The organism is Halochromatium sp. (genome assembly GCF_054919635.1).
The window spans coordinates 1-7,029 of sequence record NZ_JBUDPI010000193.1 but is presented as its reverse complement, the minus strand read 5'-3'; the positions used below and the strand labels follow the sequence as shown (position 1 = coordinate 7,029).

4 protein-coding genes are annotated in these 7,029 nt (G+C 63.4%); all 4 read left to right on the top strand.

What is annotated here, in order from left to right:
- The first annotated feature begins 172 nt into the window (after window positions 1–172).
- A complete protein-coding gene (locus ACY693_RS12110; protein WP_462322081.1) occupies window positions 173–3,397 on the top strand; it encodes a cation-translocating P-type ATPase in 3,225 nt (1,074 codons plus the stop codon).
- Window positions 3,394–4,584 (top strand): methionine adenosyltransferase, encoded by a 1,191-nt coding sequence (gene metK / locus ACY693_RS12105; RefSeq protein WP_462322080.1) that lies wholly within the window; start codon window positions 3,394–3,396, stop codon window positions 4,582–4,584. The genes ACY693_RS12110 and metK overlap by 4 nt, the downstream gene beginning before the upstream one ends.
- Window positions 4,585–4,809: 225 nt before the next feature.
- Window positions 4,810–5,904, top strand: coding sequence for a CPBP family intramembrane glutamic endopeptidase (locus ACY693_RS12100; RefSeq protein WP_462322079.1), 1,095 nt, complete (start codon window positions 4,810–4,812; stop codon window positions 5,902–5,904).
- Window positions 5,905–5,909: 5 nt separating this feature from the next.
- Window positions 5,910–7,029: efflux RND transporter periplasmic adaptor subunit (locus tag ACY693_RS12095; protein WP_462322078.1), on the top strand; the 1,120-nt coding region annotated here is incomplete at its 3' end.

The following is a 7,029-nucleotide window of genomic DNA, read 5'->3' as shown; positions in this document are numbered from 1 at the left end:
GTCTAGACAGCCACTCTCAACAGCCAGTCTCAGTATCAGGGTTTCCTTGAGCCGGACTGACTTCTAAGCTAGCTGTACGAGGCAATGCCGTTCGGTTTAAGCTCGAGGGGTCATCGCTGCACTGAGGTATCGCGCATCGATGCTGTTGGCAAACCAGCAAGCGGGACTGACTATGCGCGCAAACGCTGAGGATCGATGGGCCGGGGCTGGGCCGACTGTCGCACTGGTGCATCTGGCAGGCGAGGGGCGAGTGCGACTCGCGGTTGGTGGTCTCTATCGCTCGGAGTCGATGAAGGTGCTGCTCGAGGAGCGCCTCACGGCACTCACAGGCGTGCAGCAGGTGCGCGCTAGCACCCTGACTGGCCGCGTGCTGGTCTTCTTTGGCGACGAGCTTTCGCTCGAGCAGCTGCGCCAAGCCATTGCCGAGATGCTCCCGAGCGATGCGTCCGGAATTCGTCCAACCGCTAGCAAAACGCGGCGGGGTGCACGAGCTGCGCGGCGCGATGCGGGTCCGGGTGAGTCCGATCGACCGTCATCTGCGGCTAACAACGCGGGGTCATCGGTGCTCGACGGCGTTGCTGCTCCGCTGCGCGCGCTCGCAGGAGGCTTGGCGACGGTACCGGTTACGCTCGCAAGGCTCCGGCCCCGTCTCTCCCTCGTTGCCGGGGCGTCCCCGAGCCAAGCGGCAGGCGGCACGGAAACGCAGCCGATCGAGCCCTGGTTCGCGATGGACCTGACGCAGGTGCTGCAGCGTCTCGGGGGCTCGGTGGAGCAGGGACTCGATCGGGCCGAGGTCGATGCACGGCTGCAGCGCTATGGGGAGAATAGCCTGACGGCAGCCGCCAAACGCGGGGACATCTCGATCTTCCTGACCCAGTTCAACAGTCTGCCGGTCGGGCTGTTGGGCGTCTCGGCGGTCGTTGCGGTGCTGACGGGTGGGTTGCTGGATGCCGGCGTCATCGTCGGCGTGGTGATGATCAACGGTGTGATTGGGTTTGTCACCGAGCGCCAGGCCGAGCGCACCATCGCTTCCCTCTCGCAGACTGGCGTGCGTGAGGTGAAGCTACTGCGCGATGGCGCCACCGTCAGGGTCCCGGTCGAGCAGGTCGTGCCCGGTGATGTGCTCCTGCTGGCGCCAGGTACCTATGTTGCCGCCGATCTGCGACTGCTACGCGCGCATCGGCTGACCGTCGACGAGTCCGCGCTGACCGGCGAGAGTCTGCCCGTGAAGAAGGACGCTGACTTCACAGCGAAGGCCGACACAGCGCTCGGCGACCGCAAGAACATGGCCTACATGGGTACCCATGTCACGGGTGGTAACGGCCGAGGCCTGGTCGTCGCGACGGCCGCCGCAACCGAGCTGGGTCAGATCCAGACCATGGTCGGCGAGGCCGAGACGCCCGAAACGCCGATGCAGAAACAGCTCGGGCGCATGGGCAGCCAGTTGGCCCTGCTATCGGGTGGAGTCTGCGCTGGCGTCTTCGGTGTTGGCGTGCTGCGCGGCTACGCCTGGCTGGAGATGCTCAAGGCATCGGTCTCTTTGGCGGTCGCAGCGGTCCCAGAAGGGCTACCCGCGGTCGCAACCACGACCTTGGCGATGGGCATTGGCGATATGCGCAAGCGCAGCGTCGCGGTACGCCATATCGATGCCGTTGAGACCTTAGGCTCGGTGCAGGTGTTCTGCATGGACAAGACCGGCACCCTCACCATGAACCGGATGGCGGTTGTTGCGCTGCACGTTGCCGGTGAGGCGCTGAAGGTGGCCGAGCATCGGGTCACCGATCATGAGGGGCAAGCGCTCGATGCGCTGAATAGCGAGGAGCTGGTGCGGCTGATGCAAGTGGTCTCGCTCTGTAGCGAGACCGAGCTCAAGGGGGCACCAGGTCAGTGGAGCTACGATGGCTCGGCCACCGAGAACGCACTCGTCGAGCTGGCGGTGGAGTCCGGCATCGACGTGCGGGCGTTGCGCGATGAGCAGCCGAAGCTGAAGACGCGTTACCGGGCCGAGGGTCGACCCTACATGGCGACCCTGCATCCGAGTCGTGAGGACAGGTATCTGCTCGCCGTGAAGGGGAGCCCGGATGAGGTGCTCGCGCTCTGCACCCAGGCGCTCGAAGGCGGTGAACGGGTCGATCTGTCAGACAGTCAGCGCGAAGCGATCACGCTCGCTAATCAACGCATGGCTGGAAACGCCCTTAGGGTACTGGCGGTGGCTTACCTCGAGGTCTCGTCTGAATCGATACCCAGCGATCTCGACGGCCTCATCTGGCTCGGGCTGGCCGGGATGGCCGATCCGATGCGCCCGGGCATGGATCAGCTGATTCGCGAGTATCATGCTGCGGGTATCGAGACCATCATGATTACCGGCGATCAGAGCGCGACCGCGCAGGCCATCGGCAAGCAGCTTGGGCTCTCTGGCGATAAGCCGCTGCAAGTGCTGGAATCGCATAAGCTCGACGAGATGGACGCGGAGCTGCTCGCGGGTCTGGTGCGCAATACCCATGTCTTCGCTCGCGTGAGCCCAGCTCACAAGCTCAAGATCGTCCGCGCGCTGCAGGAGGCCGGGTTGGTGGTCGCCATGACCGGCGACGGGATTAACGACGGCCCGGCACTGAAGGCCGCGGATATCGGCGTAGCGATGGGCAAGACCGGCACCAATGTCGCGCGTGAGGTCTCCGACGTGGTGCTCGAGGACGATAACCTGCACACCATGACCATCGCGGTCGGGCAGGGGCGCACCATCTACAACAACATTCGCAAGATGATCCATTTCATGGTCTCGACCAATCTGACGGAGATCGAGGTCATGCTTGGCGGTGTGATGCTCGGTTGGGGCGAGGTGATGAACCCGATGCAGCTGCTCTGGATCAATCTGGTCACCGACATCTTCCCCGGACTGGCTTTGGCGATGGAGCCGGCCGAGCCAGGCATCATGCAGCGCCCGCCACGCAGTCCCGACGAGCCGGTCATTGCAGGTGATGACCTCAAGCGGATGCTCTTCGAGTCTGGTGTCATTGGCGTTGGCACCATGGGCGCCTTCATCTATGGCATGCGCAAGCATGGCTTGGGTCCGCTGCCCAGCACACTCGCCTTCAATACGCTGGTGCTCAATGAGCTTGCCCATGCGCTCAGCTCGCGCAGCAAATATCGGAATGTGTTTGGCGGCGAGCAATTGGAGCCCAACAAGCATCTGACACGCGCGGTCCTCGGCATGGCGGCATTGCAGGTTGTGGTCAGCCTGGTGCCCGGAGCGCGTCGGCTGCTCGGGACGACGCCACTGGGCTGGATGGATCTCGCCGCGATCGGTGCTGGCGTGCTGCTGCCGCTGATCGTGAACGAGGCGACCAAGCCGGGTTGGTCAGCCGCCTACACACTTGATAATCGGGTGCACACATGAGCGATGATTTCATCTTCACCTCCGAGTCGGTGACCGCCGGACATCCGGATAAGCTGTGTGATCAGGTGAGCGACGCGATCGTCGACCATGTGCTGAGGCAGGACCCCAACGCCGGGATCAACGCAGAGTGTGCGGTCGCGAGCGGCGTCCTCTTCATTTCGGCTCACTATGCGACTGAGGCCGGTATCGCCATCACTGATGTTGCCCGAACAGTGATGCGTGACGTCGGCTATCCGAGCGACGTCTTCGACGCCGATGCCTGCGCCATCATGACCAGCTTCATGGACCATACCGACCGCGACTTCCGCCGGCTCGATCTCGACACCATGGATGATGAGACCCTCGGGCGGGTCACGGTCAAGGATCAGGCCACCGTCTTCGGCTACGCCTGCGATCAGACCGAAGCCCTGATGCCGCTCCCGGTAACGCTTGCTCATCGCATTGTTCAGACCTTGGGCAGCGATCAGGTTAAGAAGGACTTACCCTACCTACTGCCGGACGCCAAGACGCAGGTCGGCATCGAGTTCGCCGACGGTATTCCAAGACGAATCCATAGCGTCGCGCTGGAGACCAGTCAGCATGATATCGAGTCGCCGGGGCTCAAACAGCTACAGGCCAACCTGATGGAGCGGGTTCTGCAGCCGGTGCTTGCCGAGGCGCCGATCAACCCAGACACTGACACCACATTCTTCATCAATCCGGAAGGGCCGGTGATCGGCGGTGGCCCGGCGGTGCACTCGGGTCTCACTGGGCGCAAGACCGGTATCGACACCTACGGCGAGTATGCGCGCCACAGTGGCGCAGCACTGAGCGGTAAGGACCCCTTGCGGGTCGACCGGGTTGGTGCCTATGCAGCGCGCTGGGCAGCGAAGAATGTCGTTGGGGCCGGACTCGCCGGGGAGTGCGAGGTCCAGCTCAGCTACTCGATCGGCGCTGCGGCACCGGTGAGCGTGCGGGTGCGGACCTACGGTAGCGGCAAGATCGATGACGCTGAGATCGCGCGGCGGCTAACCCGGGCATTCGACTTCCGGGTTGGTGCCATCGTGCGCGATCTGCGGCTGCGGCACCTACCCGGCGAGCACATGCAAGGCTTCTACCGCCGCCTCGCCTGCTGCGGCCACATGGGGCGTGTTGACCTTGAGGCACCCTGGGAGACGCTCGATCGCGTTGATGCACTGGTCGATTGATCGGCTGCCCTTGGTGGGACTGTCGATCCCCAGCCTAATCGACGGATCATTGGTGGATCATGCATCGCAGATGTCCTTGCTGAGCTGCGCATCCGCTCAATTGGGCCGCATCTAGAGGTGCCTCGGACGAGCGGTCTGCGGGATATAATCGCGGCCTAGCGCAATCATTGTAGGAAGGCCGTCCCAGCGGTGTTTAGTCAGAACAAGCGCGCATTGCCGCCGTCGATGTCCGCGGACATGCTGGGCAGTTTGAGAGATGGCCTGCTGGCGATCGATCCGAATGGGACGATCTTACTCATCAATCCTGCTGCAGAAGCGCTCTTCGGGCTCGATGCTGCAACGGCCAAAGACCGCCTCTTTGCCGAGGTCTTTTTGGCTCGCGACGGCCTCGATGACTTCAACGACTGCATGCTGGCCGCCATCTACAACCCGGGCGTGCCGCAAACGCAGGATCTCGTGCTGGCCCTGGACGGCAATGAACGCTTCATCACGGTCCGCACCAACCGGCTGAGCTCACAAATCGACGGGCATACCGAGGGCGTTATCGCGGTGATCTCGGATGTGAGCGAGCGGGTGCTTTACCTTCGCGAGAAGGTTGCGCGCGAACAGCAACGCGCAGTGGCGGGGCGTTTCATCATTGCCGTTTTGACCGTCTTTAGCCTGTTCACGCTGGCATTGGAGCCGGTACAGGATGTCGCGCGGGCGGGTGGGCTGGACATCGGTCCGCTGGTTGGCCTGTTGGCGTTGGTGCTGACTGCATTCGGCATCATGTGGTGGACCGGTCTGCCGCCAGCCAGGCTTGGTTTGACCTGGCGCTTTTCGCGGTCCGACCTGACTGAGGCGATCCTCTGGTCGATCGGGTTCTGTGCATTCATCACGCTCGGCAAGCTGTTCGTGCTGCGCGTGCTGCTGGGCATCGGGGCCGATCAGCGACCTCTATTCGAGTTCTGGGTGCTCGACAATGGCGAGGTCGTCACCAGCGCCGGCTTGATGGCGTTTGGCATCGCCTTCTACATCATGACCACGCCGATTCAAGAGATCGGCAGCCGCAGCGCCATCCAGGCACCCTTGCAAAGCTTCCTAGAAGGCGCCGTTCGCTCTCCGCAATGGACCGCCAACATCGTCACGACCCTGTTGTTTGCCGTCTTGCATGCGCATCTTGACCCGGTCGTCGCGCTGATGGTCACTGTGCCGTCACTGCTTTGGGGCTGGCTCTTCATGCGCTCCGGCACGATCCTCAGCCCAATCCTGTCGCATACGATCATCGGCCTCTACGCGGTCTTCGTGCTGGGACTCTTCGTTGGCTTTGATAATCGGTGAGTCACATGGAGCAATCGTTGCCGGGGCGTTTACAGCGTTCATCCAGCCGGAGACCCCGGCGGGGTCTGCATCCGCTTGGGTTGTATCAGCTTGGACCACATCCGCTCAGGGCGTATCAGATCCTTGTCATCGTCTCGGCCCTCAGCACACAACCCCTGGCGTTGGCCGAAGCAGAAGTGCTCGACCTGGACCAGCCGGCGACCACGATAGTGACGGTCACCAAGGCCGAGCCACAGGCGAGCTATCCATTGGAGCAGGTGTTTGTCGGCCGCGTGGAGGCTCGACGTAGCGCCGAGCTTGGCTTCGAGCGGCCGGGGCAGCTCATTGAAGTGCGAGTGCGGGAAGGGGATCGAGTCGCAGCCGAGGCGCTGCTCGCCCGACTCGACCCCAGCCTGCTACAGGCCAAGCGCACCGAGCTCCTCGCAGACCTCGCCAGCGCTGAGGCTGATCTTGCGCTCGCTGAGGTGACGGCCAACCGTTATCGCAGCTCCGTCAAGGACGGCGCGGTCACGCGCCAGGATCTCGACGAGGCCAGCGAAGGTGCCCGCGCCGCCAGCGCTCGGCTGCAGCTGGCCGAGGCACGCATCGCCAGCATCGACCTGGATCTGCGCAAGACCGAGCTGCGCGCGCCCTTTGACGGCACCGTGATCCGTCGCACTGCCGACGAGGGAACCATCCTGAGCGCTGGCCAACCGGTGCTGAGAGTCCAAGAAACCGCGACGCCAGAGATCCGTATCGGTGTCGCCGGTCCGCTGCTGGAGGCCCTGCAGCCCGATCAGCGCTACAACCTCGAGATCGACGGCGACACCGTCCCCACGCAGCTAAGGGCCATCATTCCGTTGCGAGTTGGCGCGAGTCGCACCGTCGATGCCTTGTTCGATCCTGTCGGACCCTCTCTCAAGCAGCCCGTTGAGCAAGCAACCGAGACTTCCGGAGTTCGGACCTTGGAGACCTCAGTAAACGATCGAGAAGCGGTGGAAGCGCTTCCGCAAGCCGCGATCGACGAGCCTGCTCGCGGTCCAGAGCGCCCATCGGTATTACGCCCAGGCAACCTGGCCGAGCTGCGCCTGAGCAAACAGGTTGAGGCAGAGGGGTTCTGGCTACCCCTGTCGGCCTTGAGCGAGG

Excerpts from the sequence above, each read along its gene's own strand:
- ACY693_RS12100 (WP_462322079.1), top strand. The coding sequence starts at position 4,810 with ATGTCCGCGGACATGCTGGGCAGTTTGAGAGATGGCCTGCTGGCGATC.
- ACY693_RS12110 (WP_462322081.1), top strand. The coding sequence starts at position 173 with ATGCGCGCAAACGCTGAGGATCGATGGGCCGGGGCTGGGCCGACTGTC.
- metK (WP_462322080.1), top strand. The coding sequence starts at position 3,394 with ATGAGCGATGATTTCATCTTCACCTCCGAGTCGGTGACCGCCGGACAT.